This window comes from Streptococcus hyointestinalis (genome assembly GCF_011039275.1).
Taxonomy (GTDB): Bacteria; Bacillota; Bacilli; order Lactobacillales; family Streptococcaceae; genus Streptococcus; species Streptococcus hyointestinalis_A.
In genome coordinates this window covers 1,099,393-1,116,086 of sequence record NZ_JAAKGB010000001.1, presented here as the reverse complement: position 1 = coordinate 1,116,086, position 16,694 = coordinate 1,099,393, and the positions used below count along the sequence as shown (strand labels likewise).

The 16,694-nt window shown below is 44.0% G+C and carries 18 protein-coding genes and 2 pseudogenes; 16 read left to right on the top strand and 4 right to left on the bottom strand.

The window, feature by feature from the left end; genetic code table 11:
• The first annotated feature begins 65 nt into the window (after window positions 1-65).
• The 4 genes from G5B60_RS05345 to tpx all read left to right on the top strand — a co-directional run bounded on the left by G5B60_RS05345 (window position 66) and on the right by tpx (window position 3,404).
• Window positions 66-404: an ATP cone domain-containing protein gene (locus G5B60_RS05345; RefSeq protein WP_164683036.1), complete on the top strand. Its 339-nt coding sequence runs from the start codon at window positions 66-68 to the stop codon at window positions 402-404.
• A 121-nt stretch (window positions 405-525) separates the two neighbouring features.
• Window positions 526-2,067: an ABC-F family ATP-binding cassette domain-containing protein gene (locus G5B60_RS05340; RefSeq protein ID WP_164683035.1), complete on the top strand. Its 1,542-nt coding sequence runs from the start codon at window positions 526-528 to the stop codon at window positions 2,065-2,067.
• A gap of 12 nt (window positions 2,068-2,079) precedes the next feature.
• Window positions 2,080-2,841 (top strand): HAD hydrolase family protein, encoded by a 762-nt coding sequence (locus tag G5B60_RS05335; protein WP_164683034.1) that lies wholly within the window; start codon window positions 2,080-2,082, stop codon window positions 2,839-2,841.
• Window positions 2,842-2,909: 68 nt separating this feature from the next.
• A complete protein-coding gene (tpx, locus tag G5B60_RS05330) occupies window positions 2,910-3,404 on the top strand; it encodes a thiol peroxidase (RefSeq protein WP_164683033.1) in 495 nt (164 codons plus the stop codon).
• Between the two features lie 34 nt (window positions 3,405-3,438).
• On the opposite strand, the gene G5B60_RS05325 is transcribed toward tpx, so the two are convergent.
• Window positions 3,439-3,987 (bottom strand): TetR/AcrR family transcriptional regulator, encoded by a 549-nt coding sequence (locus tag G5B60_RS05325; protein WP_164683032.1) that lies wholly within the window; start codon window positions 3,985-3,987, stop codon window positions 3,439-3,441.
• 120 nt (window positions 3,988-4,107) lie between these two features.
• Between G5B60_RS05325 and G5B60_RS05320 the strand changes: the two genes are divergently transcribed.
• From G5B60_RS05320 to G5B60_RS05270, 12 genes and pseudogenes are all read left to right on the top strand, one after another.
• The gene (locus G5B60_RS05320; protein ID WP_164683031.1) at window positions 4,108-4,809 is read left to right on the top strand and encodes an ABC transporter ATP-binding protein; all 702 of its coding nucleotides are present in this window, start codon (window positions 4,108-4,110) and stop codon (window positions 4,807-4,809) included.
• 8 nt (window positions 4,810-4,817) lie between these two features.
• Window positions 4,818-7,442 (top strand): ABC transporter permease, encoded by a 2,625-nt coding sequence (locus G5B60_RS05315; protein WP_164683030.1) that lies wholly within the window; start codon window positions 4,818-4,820, stop codon window positions 7,440-7,442.
• A 69-nt stretch (window positions 7,443-7,511) separates the two neighbouring features.
• The gene (locus G5B60_RS05310; protein WP_164683029.1) at window positions 7,512-8,081 is read left to right on the top strand and encodes a TMEM175 family protein; all 570 of its coding nucleotides are present in this window, start codon (window positions 7,512-7,514) and stop codon (window positions 8,079-8,081) included.
• A gap of 91 nt (window positions 8,082-8,172) precedes the next feature.
• The gene (locus tag G5B60_RS05305) at window positions 8,173-8,742 is read left to right on the top strand and encodes a restriction endonuclease subunit S (RefSeq protein ID WP_164683028.1); all 570 of its coding nucleotides are present in this window, start codon (window positions 8,173-8,175) and stop codon (window positions 8,740-8,742) included.
• A gap of 94 nt (window positions 8,743-8,836) precedes the next feature.
• A complete protein-coding gene (gene folE, locus G5B60_RS05300) occupies window positions 8,837-9,400 on the top strand; it encodes a GTP cyclohydrolase I FolE (RefSeq protein ID WP_164683027.1) in 564 nt (187 codons plus the stop codon).
• A 55-nt stretch (window positions 9,401-9,455) separates the two neighbouring features.
• Window positions 9,456-9,626 (top strand): annotated as a pseudogene (locus tag G5B60_RS11780) (MJ0042-type zinc finger domain-containing protein); the annotation flags it as partial.
• A gap of 90 nt (window positions 9,627-9,716) precedes the next feature.
• Window positions 9,717-10,817 (top strand): annotated as a pseudogene (locus G5B60_RS05295) (DUF2130 domain-containing protein); the annotation flags it as partial.
• 7 nt (window positions 10,818-10,824) lie between these two features.
• A complete protein-coding gene (locus G5B60_RS05290; RefSeq protein WP_164683025.1) occupies window positions 10,825-11,253 on the top strand; it encodes a GNAT family N-acetyltransferase in 429 nt (142 codons plus the stop codon).
• Between the two features lie 72 nt (window positions 11,254-11,325).
• A complete protein-coding gene (locus G5B60_RS05285; RefSeq protein ID WP_164684200.1) occupies window positions 11,326-11,559 on the top strand; it encodes a DUF1858 domain-containing protein in 234 nt (77 codons plus the stop codon).
• Window positions 11,559-12,887, top strand: coding sequence for a DUF438 domain-containing protein (locus G5B60_RS05280; protein WP_164683024.1), 1,329 nt, complete (start codon window positions 11,559-11,561; stop codon window positions 12,885-12,887). Before G5B60_RS05285 ends, G5B60_RS05280 begins: the two co-directional genes overlap by 1 nt.
• A gap of 105 nt (window positions 12,888-12,992) precedes the next feature.
• The gene (locus G5B60_RS05275; RefSeq protein ID WP_164683023.1) at window positions 12,993-13,547 is read left to right on the top strand and encodes a carboxymuconolactone decarboxylase family protein; all 555 of its coding nucleotides are present in this window, start codon (window positions 12,993-12,995) and stop codon (window positions 13,545-13,547) included.
• A 25-nt stretch (window positions 13,548-13,572) separates the two neighbouring features.
• Window positions 13,573-14,646, top strand: a complete 1,074-nt coding sequence (locus tag G5B60_RS05270; protein WP_164683022.1) for an acyl-CoA dehydrogenase family protein — start codon at window positions 13,573-13,575, stop codon at window positions 14,644-14,646.
• Between the two features lie 36 nt (window positions 14,647-14,682).
• Here G5B60_RS05270 and G5B60_RS05265 read toward each other — a convergent pair whose 3' ends face one another.
• From G5B60_RS05265 to G5B60_RS05255, 3 genes are read right to left on the bottom strand one after another with little or no spacing between them, the layout of a single operon-like run.
• Entirely contained in the window at window positions 14,683-15,480 is a 798-nt protein-coding gene (locus G5B60_RS05265; protein WP_164683021.1) for an ABC transporter permease, read from the bottom strand.
• 9 nt (window positions 15,481-15,489) lie between these two features.
• The gene (locus G5B60_RS05260; protein ID WP_164683020.1) at window positions 15,490-16,188 is read right to left on the bottom strand and encodes an ABC transporter ATP-binding protein; all 699 of its coding nucleotides are present in this window, start codon (window positions 16,186-16,188) and stop codon (window positions 15,490-15,492) included.
• Between the two features lie 4 nt (window positions 16,189-16,192).
• Window positions 16,193-16,558 carry a GntR family transcriptional regulator gene (locus G5B60_RS05255; RefSeq protein ID WP_164683019.1) on the bottom strand — a complete coding sequence of 122 codons (366 nt, stop codon included), beginning with the start codon at window positions 16,556-16,558 and terminating at the stop codon, window positions 16,193-16,195.
• Between the last annotated feature and the right edge of the window lie 136 nt (window positions 16,559-16,694).

Sequence of the window (16,694 nt, the reverse complement as noted above, 5' to 3'; positions counted from 1 at the left end):
TGACAAATGATGAAAACATTTGCATAATAAAGTTATAGATAAAAAGCAGGATTGGAGGATAGTCTATGCAAGTAACAAAACGTAATGGTCAAGTCGTCGACTTTGATGCAGACAAGATTTATCAAGCCATACTAAAAGCTGCACAGACTGTTTATGCGCTAGATGATAAGCTACGCAAGGACTTAGCGCAAGTGACTAAAAAGGTTGTCATTGATTTGCAAGAAGCGCAAGTGGAGCGCCCGACTATTAGCATGGTGCAGTCTTTGGTTGAGAATCGCTTGCTAGATGCAGGCTACATCACCATAGCAGAGCATTACATCGCTTATCGTTTGCAACGTGATTTGGAGCGCAGTGGCTATTCAGACCATTTAGCTGTTCATTTGCATTTTGAAAAGTTGAAATAAGCACTTGTCTGTTTTGGAGATTGTGTTAGTATTGATAAAAAAACAAGGCGCTAAAAGTAAACAGAGGCTAGGACTGGTTCCTCGCCTCGTTTTTTACGGAAATAATGATAATGAGGAAATTATGAGTATTTTAGAAGTGAAAAATCTAAGTCACGGTTTTGGCGACCGTGCTATTTTTGAGAATGTCTCTTTTCGCCTTTTAAAAGGTGAGCATATCGGACTCGTCGGGGCAAATGGTGAGGGAAAATCAACTTTCATGTCCATTGTCACAGGGCAATTGCAGCCTGATGAGGGAAAAGTCGAGTGGTCTAAGTATGTGACAGCAGGCTATCTTGACCAGCACACAGTGCTTAACGCTGGGCAGACCATCCGTGATGTCTTGCGGGCAGCTTTTGATGACCTCTTTAAGACTGAAGAGCGTATCAACGACATTTACATGGCGATGGCTGAAGAGGGCGCTGATGTCGATAGTCTCATGGAAGAGGTCGGCGAGCTGCAAGACCGCTTAGAAAGCCGTGATTTTTATACTTTGGATGCTAAGATTGATGAGGTGGCTCGTGCGCTTGGCGTTATGGACTTTGGTATGGATACAGATGTCACAGAGCTTTCTGGTGGACAGCGAACCAAGGTTTTACTGGCTAAGCTTTTGCTTGAAAAGCCAGACATCCTCTTGCTGGATGAGCCAACCAACTATCTGGATGCGGAGCACATCGAGTGGTTGAAGCGCTACCTGCAAGATTATGAAAATGCCTTTGTGCTTATCTCGCACGACATTCCTTTCTTGAATGATGTTATCAATATCGTCTATCACGTTGAAAATCTTGACTTGGTGCGCTATACGGGGGATTACCATCAGTTTGAGGACGTTTATGCGATGAAAAAAGCACAGCTCGAGGCAGCTTATGAGCGTCAGCAAAAGGAAATCGCAGATCTGCAGGACTTTGTCAATCGCAATAAAGCTAGAGTAGCCACTCGCAATATGGCAATGTCGCGTCAGAAGAAGTTGGACAAGATGGAAAAAATCGAGCTGAAAGTTGAAAAGCCTAAGCCAAGTTTTTCTTTCAAAGAAGCGAGAACACCAAGCCGATTTATCTTTCAGACGCAGGGCTTGCAGATTGGCTACGACCGTCCGCTGACCGCTCCGCTTGATTTGACTTTTGAGCGCAATCAAAAGATTGCCATTGTCGGAGCAAACGGGATTGGTAAGACGACGCTTCTAAAGAGTCTGCTTGGCATTATCCCGCCACTTGCTGGGCAAGTTGAGCGTGGGGACTACTTGGAGCTAGGATATTTTGAGCAGGAAGTGGCTCACGCTAATCGTCAAACACCGCTAGAAGCGGTTTGGGACGCCTTTCCAGCGATGAATCAAGCAGAAGTGCGTGCAGCACTAGCTAGATGTGGACTGACCAGCAAGCACATCGAAAGCCAAATTCAAGTGCTCTCTGGTGGTGAGCAAGCCAAGGTGCGCTTTTGCCTTTTGATGAATCGTGAAAATAATGTCCTCGTCCTAGATGAGCCGACCAATCACCTCGATGTGGACGCCAAGGACGAGTTGAAACGAGCACTGCAAGCTTACAAAGGCTCTATTCTCATGGTTTGCCACGAGCCTGACTTTTACCAAGGCTGGGTGGATGACGTCTGGGATTTTAACGATCTAGCTTAGAAGAGGTGTGTCATGCGTTTTGTTTTTGATTTAGATGGGACGATTTGCTTTGATGGCTTTACCATTGACACTTCTATCAAAGAAGCGCTAGGGCAGGCGCCTGACTTTGGGCATGAGCTTCTCTTTGCTTCGGCACGTTCTTATCGGGACTGCATTGACGTTTTAGGGGAGTCGCTGAGTCAGAACATGGTCATTGGGCTTAACGGCGGTGTGGTCTATGACAAGGGCAAGCTCTTTACCTATCACCGTCTGGACAAGTCCGTTTTTCAGACGACTGTTGACTTTTGCAACCATTATCACATTCCCTATTTTGTGGATGATGACTTTAACTATGCCAGTCATAAGGCGTACAAGATGCCTTTTATCAAGAGTGTTGACCCTTTGTCCCTAGCGACTGCACTGGACATTACGCAGCTTCATCATCCCATCAAAATGGTGCTCTACATGGGTGAGCATGAGGAGTTGTTACCGCTCCTTACGGATGAATTGAAAAAGGCAGGGCTCGCCAATATCAGCTATCATGAAAATGAAAAATGCCTCTATCTCAATCCAGATGGTATCACCAAAGCCAGTACTCTCTCGCAAATCATCGGCAATCAATTTGTCGCCTTTGGCAATGATAAAAACGATATCGACATGTTTAAGCTTGCTCGGTACAGCGTGCAAATCGGTACCTATCATTTGCTCAAAGACTACGCAGACGAGCAAGTCGAGGACACCGCAACCATCCCAGAGAAAATCCTCACGCTCTTTGAGACTTATCAAAACTTCTAGGCAAAATAATCGTCAAAAGCCAGCAAAAGGGCTATAATGAGAGTATCTACTAGGAAGAAGGTACTTTTATGACGACATTTTTAGGAAAACCAGTTACCTTAGCAGGTCAAGCGGTTGCTGTTGGCAGCACAGCGCCAGACTTTACCCTTACAACGACTGACCTCACAAAGAAATCTCTCTCAGACTTTGCTGATAAAGTCAAGGTTATCAGTATCATCCCATCTATTGATACGGGTATTTGCTCAACGCAAACACGCACTTTTAACCAGACCTTGTCTGACTTAGATGATACAGTCGTGATTACAGTGTCTAAAGACCTACCTTTTGCACAAGCCCGTTGGTGCGGTGCACAGGGGCTTGAAAATGCTGTGATGTTGTCTGATTATGTCGACTCTTCATTTGGCAAGGCTTATGGCGTATTGATGGAGGAGTGGCAGCTGTTGGCACGTGCCGTTCTTGTTCTTGATAAGGATAACAAAGTGGTCTATACAGAGTATCTTGACAATGTCAACTCTGAGCCAAACTATGACAAAGCCATTGAAGCCGTTAAGGCGCTTCATTGAGATAGAAAAATCCATTCCGACTGGAATGGATTTTTTAATACAAGCGAAGTGCTTGGAGGATGATGTGCGTGACCTCTTTTGGGCTTTCCTTACCACCATTTGCCACCCAGTGCGAGATGATACTCTCAATGATAGCTAAATGCACCTCCATAGCATAATCGGCAGGAATGTGATAATGCTCGGTGATGGGCTCTCTATCATAGTTGTTTATCTGCAAGAGATAGTGGTGCGAGAAATCCTTGATGGTCTGCGGGAAATTGACATAGCTGGACTTTGAGACGGCATAGATAAAGTCGAAGTGCTCTTTGAGATACTCTAACCCTTGCTCAAGGACCTGTCTCGTCTCTAGCTCATTGTCAAAATTACACTTGAGTAGGGCAAACATATCGTCTAAAATATCACATTTGAACTGCTCCATCATGTCGTATTTATCGGTAAAATGCAGATAAAAAGTGCCACGATTGATACCTGCCGTCTGGGTGAGGTCAGAGACGGTGATGTCCTCAAAGCGCTTCTCAAGGAGCAGGCGAGCCAGAGCGTCCTTGAGATAAGTTTTGGTTTCAGTGTGTCGTTTTGCAGCCATAAGTCCCTTTTTTAAATCAACACTTTGTTGATTTTTGTTCTTGTTCTGTTCACTTTTTCATTATATAATAATGTTAAACTTAAATCAACACAGTGTTAAAATTAGAGAGAAGGAGTTCTAATGGCTTATATCGAAATGAAACATTCCTACAAGCGTTATCAGGTGGGAGAATCGGAGATTGTCGCCAATAACGACATCAATTTTGCGATTGAAAAGGGAGAGCTTGTGATTATTCTTGGCTCGTCTGGGGCTGGAAAGTCAACGGTGCTAAACATTCTAGGTGGTATGGACACCAACGACGAAGGACAGGTCATCATTGACGGTAAGGACATTTCTGGCTATTCTGCAAAAGAGCTGACCACCTACAGACGCAATGACGTCGGCTTTGTTTTTCAGTTTTACAATCTGGTGCCCAACTTGACCGCCAAAGAAAACGTGGAGTTGGCTTCTGAGATTGTAGCGGATGCTAGAGATGCTGCAGAGACACTAGCCGATGTCGGCTTGGAAAAGCGTATCAATAATTTCCCAGCGCAGCTATCTGGTGGTGAGCAGCAGCGGGTGTCTATCGCAAGGGCTGTCGCTAAAAATCCAAAGCTTCTCCTCTGTGATGAGCCGACAGGAGCGCTTGACTATCAGACAGGAAAGCAGGTGCTGAAAATCTTGCAAAACATGTCTCGCAAAGAGGGTGCGACTGTTATTATCGTCACGCACAATTCAGCTCTTGCTCCGATTGCAGACCGTGTCATTCACATGCACGACGCTCGTGTGAGCAGCATTGAGCTCAACAGTCATCCGCAGGATATTGACACCTTAGAATATTAGGAGAGCTTATGAAACAGACTTATTGGAAAGATATTAGACGTGCTTTTGGCAAGTCTAAGGGACGTTTTTTGTCCATTATGTTACTGATGATGTTAGGTTCTTTTGCTCTTGTCGGGCTAAAGGTGACAGGACCAGACATGCAGTCCACAGCGAGCAGCTATCTCAAAAAGCACAACACCATGGACCTAGCGGTCATGTCAGACTATGGTTTATCGAGCGATGATCAAAAAGAGCTGAGCAGTATCAAAGGTGCCACCGTCGAGTATGGTTACTTGACGGATGTGACCATCAAAGGCACAGATGACGCTGTGCGGGTCTTTTCAAAGACCAAGGACATCTCGACCTTTGAGCTGGTGTCAGGGCGTTTTGCCAAGACATCAAGCGAGATTGTCTTCTCGGCACCGCTAAAAGGCACTTACAAAATTGGAGATACCATTACCTTTTCACAAGGGCAAACAAAGTCGCTGAAAAAGAGCACTTTCACAGTCGTTGGTTTTGCCAATTCTTCTGAGATTCTCTCAACGACCAGTCTTGGCTCCTCAACTGCTGGAGATGGCTTGCTATCAAGTTATGCCATTGTAGCACCGTCAGCATTTTCTAGCGACGTTTATACCATTGCCCGCATACGCTACAAGGATTTAAAGGCACTCAATCCTTTTACTGACACTTACAGCAAAAAATTAGCCAAACACCAAAAAGCACTAGATAAGCTGTTAGCAGACAATGGTGAGAAGCGTCTGTCTAGCCTAAAATCAAGCGCCCAAAGCCAAATTGATGCCAGTCAGAAACAGCTAGACGCAGCAAAAGCACAAGTTGCTCAGCAGGAAGCACTTCTATCAAGCTTGCCAGAAGAACAAGCAGCTGCGCTTCAAACACAACTCACCCAAGCAAAAGCCACCATCACTAGCAATGAAAAAGCACTAGCTAGCGCTAAAGCGGATATGCAGGCACTCACCAAGCCTAGCTACACCAGCTATACCCGCTCGACGCTACCTGGTGGTGAAGGCTATGAAACCTACGGCTCTAGTACAGACAGTATCAGCAGTATCGGCAATCTCTTTCCTGTTGTGCTCTATCTGGTGGCTGCGCTTGTGACCTTTACGACCATGACCCGCTTTGTCGATGAAGAGCGGACCAACTCAGGGATTTTAAAGGCGCTTGGTTATGACAATAAAGCCGTGATATTAAAATTTGTCATCTATGGTTTTGTGGCGTCCATGATTGGAACGCTGATTGGGATTGTCGCTGGGCATTATCTTCTGTCTCGTATCATCGCTGAAATCATCACTAGCAGTATGACCATAGGCAGTACCCATTATGCTTTTTACTGGTCTTATACGCTCCTTGCTGTTTTCCTTGGGCTCATCAGTGCGGTTCTGCCTGCCTATCTCATTGCTAGGCGTGAGCTTAGCGAAAAGCCCTCTCAGCTCTTACTTCCAAAACCTCCTGTTAAGGGGGCTAAAGTGTGGCTGGAGCACCTGCCATTTATCTGGAACCGCCTCAGCTTTACGCATAAGGTGACCGTGCGCAATATCTTCCGTTATAAAACACGGATGTTGATGACCGTTTTTGGAGTTGCAGGTTCAGTCTCCCTCCTCTTTGCAGGGCTTGGTATCCAGTCCTCTCTAGGGAAGGTCGTGGACAATCAATTCAAAACCTTGATGCCTTATGACATGATGGTTGTTACAAACGGTCAAACCTCAGCGTCTCTAGATAAATTTCTAGACTCTAAAGACGTCTCTAAGGAAAAAGGTATCACCTACACGAGCTTGACTGAGACCATCTCGGGCGTCACAGACAAGCAAACCGTCTCTGTCATGGCGACAAGTAGCAAAGACTTTGGCTCATTTGTCAATCTTAAAGACGCCAAAACGAAAAAAGCGTTGCACTTGTCAGACAAAGGCGCTATCATCTCAGAGAAACTTGCTAAACTCTATAAGGTAAAAGCAGGAGACAGCATTAGCATAAGGGATGATAGCGGCAAAAAAAGAAAGGTCAAGATAGCAGCTATCGCCGAGATGAATGTCGGACATTATCTCTTTATGACAGATAGCTACTATCAAAAGCTGTTTGGCGAAAAAGCAAGCACAAACGCCTACTTTATCAAGCTTAAAAATGCTTCGTCAAGCAACATCGCTGACCAAGCCACAAAACTCTTAAAAGAGGATAATGTCACAGCCGTTCTGCAAAATACTTCCTTGATTAAGACCGTGCAGTCTGTTGTCAAGTTCTTAAACGGCGCTATGACCATCCTTGTGATTGTCTCTGTCATGCTGGCTGTTGTTATCCTCTACAATCTGACTAACATCAACGTTGCCGAGCGCATTCGTGAACTTTCAACGATTAAGGTACTTGGTTTTTACAATAATGAAGTGACCATGTACATTTACCGTGAGACCATCAGCCTTTCTCTTATCGGTATCCTGCTTGGTCTTGTGGCAGGAAAAATCCTCCATCAAGTCATCATGGGCATGATTGGCTCAAGTAGTATCCTGTTTGGAACAGAAGTTGGACTCAGCATTTATGCAACGCCTATTATCACGATTATCCTTATCCTTCTTATTTTAGGCTTTATGGTTAATAGACGCTTGCGTCGTGTGGATATGCTAGAAGCGTTGAAATCCGTGGATTAGTCCCCTTTACAATCGTCTCAAATTGCGGTAAAATGAAAATCACTTAGCAAAAAGGAGACATAAATTAGGATGAACAAAGAACGCCTTGTAGCTTTTACAGATGCTGTTTTAGCCATTATCATGACCATCTTGGTCTTAGAGCTTGAAAAGCCAGAGCACATTTCTTGGCAAGGATTTTGGGACTTGCGGATGAATTTTCTTGCCTACACCATTTCCTTTTTCTGGCTAGGCACTATGTGGGTTAATATGCACCACTCTTGGGATGGTGTCAAGCGAATCAACAATAAGCTGGTTTGGATTTCCATACTCTTATTGTTCTTTGCCTCTTTCTTTCCTTATGTGACGAGTATCGTCGCTTCTGACTTTTACAATCCTGTTGGACAAGCGGTCTATGGTATCGTTGTTCTGCTAGTGACTTTCACAAACGTCTGGATGTATGACGAGCTGGCTAAAGTACCTATCCACCACGATAAGGATCAAAAAGTCATCGTCAGTCATAATGACAAGGTTATGGCGTTAGATATTATTATCAAAGTGATTGGCTTATTGCTGACCTTAACTTTATTACCATCTGCTATGATGTGGTCTGTTTTCATCACAGCGCTGGTTCTCATTATTCCAAGATCCATTAAAGACTAGATAGACTCTAGTCTTTTTTGTCGAAAGAGATGACCAAATCTTAAAATAATGTTATAATACTAAAAGAGTTATTGAGGAGGAGTTATTTGAGATGCCAAAGGATTATTCTCTTTTGTCTGAGCTTGCCGATATTTTTAAGGGAAAAGCAGTGCCAGCCAAGGCTGAACCGGGCGAAGTGGCTATTATCAATTTGGTTGATATGACCCCGCTAGGCATTGCCTATGAAGCTCTGCGGACTTTTGCAGCAGATACAAAGACGCTCTCGCACTATTTACTAGAAGCAGGGGATGTCCTTGTCGCTTCAAAGGGAACACAGCACAAGGTAGCCGTTTTTGAGGGGCAGGAGTTTCCTGTTGTTGCTAGTGCCAACATCACTGTTTTGCGCCCCAAAGAAGGGACTAACGGTTACTATCTAAAGTTCTTTCTGGACTCCGAAGAGGGCAGACGTCAGCTAAAAGCAGCAGACCACGGACGTGCTGTGATGAATATCAATACCAAAGAATTATCTAGTATTAAAATACCAAATACCCAACCTGTCAAGCAAAGCTATATGGCGCAACGCTATGTGCAGGGGTTAGCAGACTATAAGCGTAAACTAGCCCGTGCCAATCAAGAGTGGGAGAAAATCCAAGCAGATATTGAGCGCCAGCTCTTTTTATAGAGGGTGCTTGCCCTGTTTAGAGACTTATGGTAGAATAAAGCATATTTTGACAGTAATTATAAAGTATAGATTAGTGTTTAGAAAGTAGGTTGTTATGGACTTAGAAAAGGCAGAGCAGGCAGTTTATCAACTTCTTGAAGCCTTGGGGGAAAATCCAGAGCGTGAGGGGCTAAAAGAGACCCCGGCTCGTGTGGTTCGCATGTACCAAGAAATGTGGCAGGGCTTGCATAAAGACCCAAAAGATGAGTTTACAGCTGTTTTCAATGAAGGCAATGGTGAGGCGGTCATCGTGCGTGATATTCCCTTTTACTCCATGTGTGAGCACCACTTGGTGCCTTTCTACGGAAAAGCCCATATCGCTTACCTGCCAAACACAGATGGACAAGTGACTGGTCTTAGCAAGTTAGCCCGCTGTGTCGAGACGGCAAGCAAGCGTCCGCAGGTGCAGGAGAGATTGACTGCAGAGATTGCAGATGGTATTGAGCAGGCGCTAAAGCCACAAGGGGTGTATGTCTTTGTGGAAGCTGAGCATATGTGCATGACCATGCGCGGTATTAAAAAGCCAGGTAGCAAAACCATAACAACCGCTAGCCGAGGGTGTTACCAAAAAGACGCCCTCTTGCGTCAAGAATTATTGACCTTATTGAAATTAGGGTAGGGAAAAGCAAGCGAGGTCATCTCGCTTCTTTTTCTACATCAAAAAGGAGAAGCCTATGAACACGATTAAATGCCCACATTGTGGCACCGTTTTTACTATCAATGAATCCGAATACAGCCAGCTTTTAGCACAGGTGCGTAGCGATGCTTTTGAAAAGGAAGTGCATGAGCGCCTAGAGCGTGAGACAGCCCTTTTAGAAGAAAAAGCCAAAAATCAATTGCAAGAAAAACTCAGTCAAAAAGATAAGGCGATTGAGGAGCTTGAGCATAATCTTACCCTGCTAGCAGAGCAGCAAGAGCTGAAACTCACTCAAGCTGTATCTGAAAAAGACCAAGAAATCAAGGACTTGAGCTTTAAGATCAGTCAGTTTGACGCTGAAAAGACGCTACTTATCAAAGATAATGAGCGTAGCTTAGCTGAACAGTTGGCAAAAAAAGATATTCAGCTAAAGGAAATGCAAGCTCAGCTTGACAAATGGCAACTAGAGCAAGAAAATAAACTGCAAAGCTCTGTTAGTGCTATCGAGAAAGAGCGAGATGCACTGCAAAATCAGCTCCAACTCCAAGAAAAAGAACAGGCGCTGTCGCTCTCTGAGGTCAAAAACCAGTACGAAGCTCAGTTAAAAGCCGCCAATGAACAAGTCGAGTTCTATAAAAACTTCAAAGCTCAGCAATCCACCAAGGCTATCGGAGAGAGCCTAGAGATTTATGCGGAAACGGAGTTTAACAAGGTGCGCCAGATTGCCTTTCCAAATGCTTACTTTGAAAAAGACAATCAAGTGTCCAGCCGTGGCTCAAAAGGAGACTTCATCTATCGGGAAACAGATGACAATGGTATTGAAATACTATCCATCATGTTTGAGATGAAAAACGAAGCGGATAACACGCAGAAAAAGCATAAAAACGAGGATTTCTTCAAGGAGCTAGATAAGGACCGCCGTGAAAAAAATTGTGAGTATGCGGTGCTTGTGACCATGCTTGAGGCGGACAATGACTACTACAATACAGGGATTGTCGATGTCAGTCACAAGTATGACAAGATGTATGTGGTTCGTCCGCAGTTTTTCATTCAGCTTATCGGCATCTTGAGAAATGCCGCCCTAAACGCCCTACAATACAAGCAAGAACTAGCTTTGATGCGTGAGCAAAATATTGACATCACCCACTTTGAGGAAGATTTGGATGTTTTCAAGACTGCTTTTGCCAAGAATTACAATTCGGCAAGTAAAAATTTCCAAAAAGCTATTGATGAGATTGACAAAGCCATCAAGCGCATGGAAGCGGTCAAGGCAGCACTGACGACCTCTGAAAACCAACTGCGTCTCGCTAATAACAAGCTCGAAGACGTTTCCGTGAAAAAACTGACCCGCAAAAACCCAACCATGCGAGCTAAATTTGAAGAACTAAAGGATAAGTGAGAAAGCAATGATAAGACCAGCTAGACTGTCAGATTGCACACAGTTAGTGCCTTTGTATGCGGATTTGGGCTATCCTATGGAGGCTGCAGAGATTCGAGAGATTTTGCGAAACTTGCTGGCTCAGCCTGACTACGCCTTTTTAGTCATGGAAGAGGAGAATCAACTTTTAGGATTTATCGTGCATACAAAACTGTACTTTGTCGAGCGTAGAGGCAGTTATCATCGTATCTTGGCGCTGGTTGTTGCAAAAGAGCATAGACACAAGGGAGTTGCCACGGATTTAGTGAATGCTGTCAAAGAAAGCGCTCAAAGAGATGGCAGTAAGGCGCTAGCCTTAAACAGCGGTATCAGTGAACAAAGAACTGGCGCCCACGCTTTTTATGAGCAATACGGCTTTGAAAAAGGCACTTTTGGCTTTGCTTATCCACTTGATTGAGTAAAAATAGCTTCTGCTATGGATGATTGGCTAAAATTTCGCTATAATAAAGGCAGTAAAAAGTGAGGTATCATCATGAACACTATAGATTTATCAAAACCCGTCGCACAAACAATAAAGGAACACCCTGAGGTCAAGGACATCTTGGTGGATTTGGGCTTCAAACCTCTAGCCAACCCAGCCATGCTCAATACCGTTGGCAAGGTCACCAGTTTAAAAGCAGGCTCAAAACTAGCTAAAATCCCACTCGAGACCATCATCAAAACGCTTGAGTTTAACGGCTATGAAGTGATTGGAGGCGAATAATGACTGATAATCGTATTACAATACTAAGAGACATTCTACTGGATTTACATCACGGTGCCAGCCCAGAATCTGTCCAAGAAGCTTTTGACCAGCACTTTACAGGTGTATCGGCTATGGAGATTTCCATGATGGAGCATGAGCTGATGACGTCTGATACAGGGGTTACTTTTGAGGATGTCATGAAGCTCTGCAATGTCCATGCCAACCTCTTTAAGGGGGCTGTTCAAGGTGTGGAGGTCGCTGATACGGACAATCCTGGACACCCTGTCTATGTTTTCAAAGAGGAAAACCTGGCTCTTCGTGCGGCTTTGCTTCGCATTCGTCGTATTTTGGACAATTATGCCAAGCCAGAAAATGCTGACTTTCGTAGTGATTTGCTCAAAGGACTCAAGCACCAGTTTGACTTGCTAGGGCAGTTTGACCTGCATTACACGAGAAAAGAAAAACTTTTTTTCCCAGTCATGGAGCGCTATGGGCATGATGCACCGCCTAAGGTCATGTGGGGCGTGGATGACGACATTCGTTCGCTCTTTAAAACAGCACAGCAAAAGGTAGGCAGCCTGCCAGACATTTCTATCGAGGAAGTTTCATCAGCTTTTGAAGCCTTTGCTAAAGAGTTTGAGGAGATGATTTTCAAGGAAGAGTCTATTCTTTTGATGATTTTGCTGGAGACCTTTACGCAGGATGATTGGCTTCAAATCGCCAAAGAAAGCGATGCTTACGGCTACGCTATCATCAAGCCAACCGAAAAATGGGTGCCCCATCGTGAAACTTTTGTGGAGGAGGAAACTGTTGAGAAGACAGGCGACTCTCATCAGCAAGACAGCAATGTCAGAACTATTGACACGCCTGAAGGGCAGTTCACCATCACCTACACACCAAAGCAAAGGGAAAGCCCGATCTCAAGAGATAGTCAGCAGCCTATGGGCAATGGCTACCTGTCCTTAGAGCAGGCAAACTTGATTTTAAATCACTTGCCGCTAGAGATTACCTTTGTCAATAAAGACGACATTTTTCAATATTACAATGACAGCATTCCAGCTCAAGAGATGATTTTTAAGCGCACGCCGAGCCAGATTGGGCGTCATGTAGAGCTTTGCCATCCGCCAAAGGTTTTAGACAAGGTCAAGAAAGTCTTTGCGCTATTGCGTAGCGGTGAGCGTGATAAGGTCGAGATGTGGTTTAAGTCTGAGCGCTCTGGAAAGTTTGTCTATGTCACCTACGCTGCGGTCAGAGATGAAGCAGGTGACTTTCGAGGTGTTCTAGAGTATGTCCAAGACATCAAGCCTTTTCGTGATATTGATAGCGACTTCAATCGTGATCTATAAGGCTTAGATAAGATTTATCTATCAGCGTGATATAGAATATATATTAGTCAGCACCTCTTTTCTGTGTTATGATGATTAGCATAACAAAAGAAAAGAGGTTTTAGTATGTCAGAGTTTATTATCCATACCAAGGAGTCCGCTCCAGAAGAAGTTAAAGAAGTTTTAGAGACCGTTGAGCGTGATAACGGTGGCTATATCCCAAATCTCATCGGTTTACTTGCCAATGCGCCAACAGCGCTTGAAACTTATCGTACGGTGGGAGCGATTAACCGCCGAAATAGCCTAACACCAACAGAGCGTGAGGTGGTTCAGATTACTGCTGCGGTGACTAATGGCTGTGCTTTCTGTGTGGCAGGGCACACAGCATTTTCCATCAAGCAAATCCAAATGTCTGATGACCTGCTAGAAGCACTTAGAAACCGCACGCCAATCGATGACGATCCTAAGCTTGATACCTTGGCGAAATTTACCATCGCTGTTATCAATACCAAGGGGCGTGTCGGTGACGAAGCGTTAGCTGATTTTCTGGAAGTTGGTTACACGCATGAAAATGCGCTTGACGTTATCTTGGGCGTCAGTCTAGCGACCCTATGTAACTACGCTAACAATCTAGCAAATACCCCAATCAACCCAGAGTTGCAACCTTACGCACTCGACTAGGATAATAGACAAAGGAGATTATGATATGGCTTATTTATCAGAAGAGTTTACCCAGTGGTTAGAAGCAAACGCAGCAACTATCGACCAAGAGTCTGGCGGTCCAGCAGATGAGTTGTTAGAGAAAATAGCAGCAGAAGGTGTTTTTGGTCTAGGTGTCGATGAGGCTTTAGGCGGACGAGGCGGAGATGCCAAGGATGTGATTGGTTTCTTGTCAGAGCTAGCAGGCTACTCGCTAACAGCTTCCTTTATTTCTTGGGGGCAGCGCACTTTTATTGAAAATATCCTAAGCAGCAGCAACCCTTATGCTAGAGAGACTTGGCTAGAGGATTTGTTGACTGGAAAGCTGACGGCAGGCACTGCTCTGTCAAATGCCACCAAGTTTTTATCAGACATCGAGGACTTGAATGTCACCGTTATCGAGGAAGACGGACAGTATTACCTCAAGGGGCGTCTGCCTTGGGTGACCAATCTGCGTTCGGACAATTTCATCGCTGTCTTTGCCACTAAGTTTGAAGATGACAGGAAAAAGCCTTTGATTGTCACGGTGCCATCAACAGCACAGAACCTTTCTCGTTCAGAAGATTTAGAGTTTATTGCCCTTCAAGGGTCAAACACGGCTGCGCTGACTTTTGACAAGGTGCCTCTTGATGAGCGCTGGATTTTATCCGATGATGCGCAAGCTTTTCTAGCAGAAACACGCCCAGAGTTTCTAGGCTATCAGTTTGGCTTGGCATTTGGTTTAGCGGAGCGCTCACTCAGCGAGGTTGAGAAAACCTTGAGTCGCAATCGTAGCATTTTAAGTACCAGCTACCAAGAAACACTAGATAGTTTAAACAGCATTAAAGAGCGTGTCTTTGATGGTTTGGAAAATCGCAAGCAATTTTTAGACAATCCACGTGCTCTCTTTCAATTACGTATTGACATCGTAGATGTTGTAGCAGCCAGCTTGCTTTTAGAATTGCAGGCAAGCGGTGGACGTGGTTATTTTAAACACTCAACCTCTAGCTTTAGTCGACGTTGGAATGAAGGTGCCTTTCTTCCTGTTGTCTCACCAAGTGCCTTTCAACTGCGTTTGATTTTAGAAGAAGAGGCAGTGTAATATAAAAAATCCTTAGCTCAGCTAAGGATTTTTGTGTTACTGGATATTCAATTTTGTTTGAATAATGTAGTTTGTTAAGAAATAAGCGATGATAGCTACGATGATGTCATACCCCATACCAAAGAGGAGGTAGTGATTATTGACAACTCCGCCACTATTGAGGAATAAGTCCGTAGAATCTAGGTGCACCCATGCTTCAAGGATACTATTGATGAGAGAGATGAGTGCATAGGCGATGATTGCCATGACAATACGGTGATTTTGGAAGAGTTGTCCAATTGCCATCGCTAAGTAGTAAAAGATAATCGAAGTCACAAAGGAAACAAAGAAATAGCAAATCGTTAAAATACCAGTTGAGGTAGCTGCTACTTTGCCAATAGATGGTAAAATGGCTAGAAGATTACCAACGCCAGCGATAGGCGTAAACACACATAAAAGTGCGATGACAATCACAATGAAGCTGATAAACTCAATAATCATAGCAGAAAACCATTTGCTAAGGATAATCTGATGACTAGAGACGGGAAGTGTCAGTGTGAGATAACCTTCACGTCCAAAGATATTGGTATAAAAACGTCTGATGATAATTACAAGTGTCCCGATAACAGATGCCGCAATCAAGAAACCAAAGCTGAGAATCAAGACTCCACCGATGATACCACTAACAGTGGAAGAATCATTGGCAAAAGAGATTTCCCCACTGCTTGAGATGCTACCTGCTGACTGTCCTAGCAAAATCCCAATGATAAGTGCGACAGCAATAAGCGCCAAGTTAATGGCAAGGTACCATTTTCCAATGGACTTAAATTCATATTTGACTAATTTTCCAAACATACTTGCCTCCTAAGCCTTAAAGGTATCACGAAAGATACGGTCAATAGACTTGCCATACTCTTCACGCAAATCATCTGCATTGCCATTTAAGACGATGTGACCATTTTTCAAAAAGACAACCTCATCTAGTATCGGCTCAACATCTGCAATGAGGTGCGTTGAGATGATAACAGACGCATCTTCAGAGTAGTTATTGATGATAGTCTGTAGGATGTAGTCACGTGTCGCAGGATCGACCCCACCGATCGGCTCGTCTAGAACGTACAGTCTAGCGTTGCGACTCATCACAACGATGAGCTGTACTTTTTCCTTATTACCTTTAGAGAGGTTTCTTAGGCGATCGTTCAAATCTAGGTCAAGATCTTTGCATAGATGTTCTGCACGTTCTTGATCAAAATCATCATAGAAAGCCTTGAAGTAGGCAAAGATATCTCTGATCTTCATGTTGTCGTCTAGATAAGTGGTATCAGGCAGGTAAGAGACAATCTTTTTTGTTGCAACAGATGGCTTATAGCCATCAACAACCAACTCACCGCTGGTTGGCTTTAGTAGCCCATTGATGAGCTTGATAAGCGTTGTCTTACCGCTACCATTTGGTCCTAGCAGACCAATGATTTTCCCGCTTGGTAGGTTTAGCGTAACATCCTCTAAAGCAGTGTGTTTCCCATATTTTTTAGTGATGCGATGCACTTGTAAAATATCCGTCATCTCATTATTCTCCTTTGATGTAATCATCCAAAATTGGGACAATGTCGTTTTGTTCAAAACCAATGCTGGTCATTTTTTTGACGAACTGAGCCAACTCTGTCTCTGCAACTTCCTTACGCACTTTTGCAATCAATGCTTCATCCTCAGTCACAAAACGCCCCGATGTTCTTTTTGAGTAGACCATCCCCTCACGCTCTAACTCGGTAAAAGCTCGTTGCATGGTGTTAGGATTGACACCAGCTTCTTGGGCATAATCACGGACAGTCGGTAATTTTTCGCCTGTCTTGATTTCTTGACTAATAATTTTAAGCTTGATATGTTGAGCAATTTGTGCATAGATCGGTAACTTTTCATCAAAAGTCCAGGCCATACAAGGACACTCCTTTCGAGATGTTTTAATATTAGCTAAAAAGCTTTGCAAACTATGTTACATTTTTATAATACAATAGCCTAACCAAAAAGTCAAGACTTGGCCTTTATTAACGAGGTGTTACACCTAGTTAGTG

Bases quoted from the DNA above. Each gene is read 5' to 3' on its own strand.
- folE (WP_164683027.1), top strand. From the start codon at position 8,837: ATGGACTTAGAAAAGGCAGAGCAGGCAGTTTATCAACTTCTTGAAGCC.
- G5B60_RS05315 (WP_164683030.1), top strand. From the start codon at position 4,818: ATGAAACAGACTTATTGGAAAGATATTAGACGTGCTTTTGGCAAGTCT.
- G5B60_RS05305 (WP_164683028.1), top strand. From the start codon at position 8,173: ATGCCAAAGGATTATTCTCTTTTGTCTGAGCTTGCCGATATTTTTAAG.
- G5B60_RS05340 (WP_164683035.1), top strand. From the start codon at position 526: ATGAGTATTTTAGAAGTGAAAAATCTAAGTCACGGTTTTGGCGACCGT.
- G5B60_RS05280 (WP_164683024.1), top strand. From the start codon at position 11,559: ATGACTGATAATCGTATTACAATACTAAGAGACATTCTACTGGATTTA.
- G5B60_RS05260 (WP_164683020.1), bottom strand. From the start codon at position 16,188: ATGACGGATATTTTACAAGTGCATCGCATCACTAAAAAATATGGGAAA.
- G5B60_RS05255 (WP_164683019.1), bottom strand. From the start codon at position 16,558: ATGGCCTGGACTTTTGATGAAAAGTTACCGATCTATGCACAAATTGCT.
- G5B60_RS05275 (WP_164683023.1), top strand. From the start codon at position 12,993: ATGTCAGAGTTTATTATCCATACCAAGGAGTCCGCTCCAGAAGAAGTT.
- G5B60_RS05310 (WP_164683029.1), top strand. From the start codon at position 7,512: ATGAACAAAGAACGCCTTGTAGCTTTTACAGATGCTGTTTTAGCCATT.
- G5B60_RS05320 (WP_164683031.1), top strand. From the start codon at position 4,108: ATGGCTTATATCGAAATGAAACATTCCTACAAGCGTTATCAGGTGGGA.
- G5B60_RS05325 (WP_164683032.1), bottom strand. From the start codon at position 3,987: ATGGCTGCAAAACGACACACTGAAACCAAAACTTATCTCAAGGACGCT.
- G5B60_RS05265 (WP_164683021.1), bottom strand. From the start codon at position 15,480: ATGTTTGGAAAATTAGTCAAATATGAATTTAAGTCCATTGGAAAATGG.
- G5B60_RS05270 (WP_164683022.1), top strand. From the start codon at position 13,573: ATGGCTTATTTATCAGAAGAGTTTACCCAGTGGTTAGAAGCAAACGCA.
- G5B60_RS05335 (WP_164683034.1), top strand. From the start codon at position 2,080: ATGCGTTTTGTTTTTGATTTAGATGGGACGATTTGCTTTGATGGCTTT.
- tpx (WP_164683033.1), top strand. From the start codon at position 2,910: ATGACGACATTTTTAGGAAAACCAGTTACCTTAGCAGGTCAAGCGGTT.
- G5B60_RS05290 (WP_164683025.1), top strand. From the start codon at position 10,825: ATGATAAGACCAGCTAGACTGTCAGATTGCACACAGTTAGTGCCTTTG.
- G5B60_RS05345 (WP_164683036.1), top strand. From the start codon at position 66: ATGCAAGTAACAAAACGTAATGGTCAAGTCGTCGACTTTGATGCAGAC.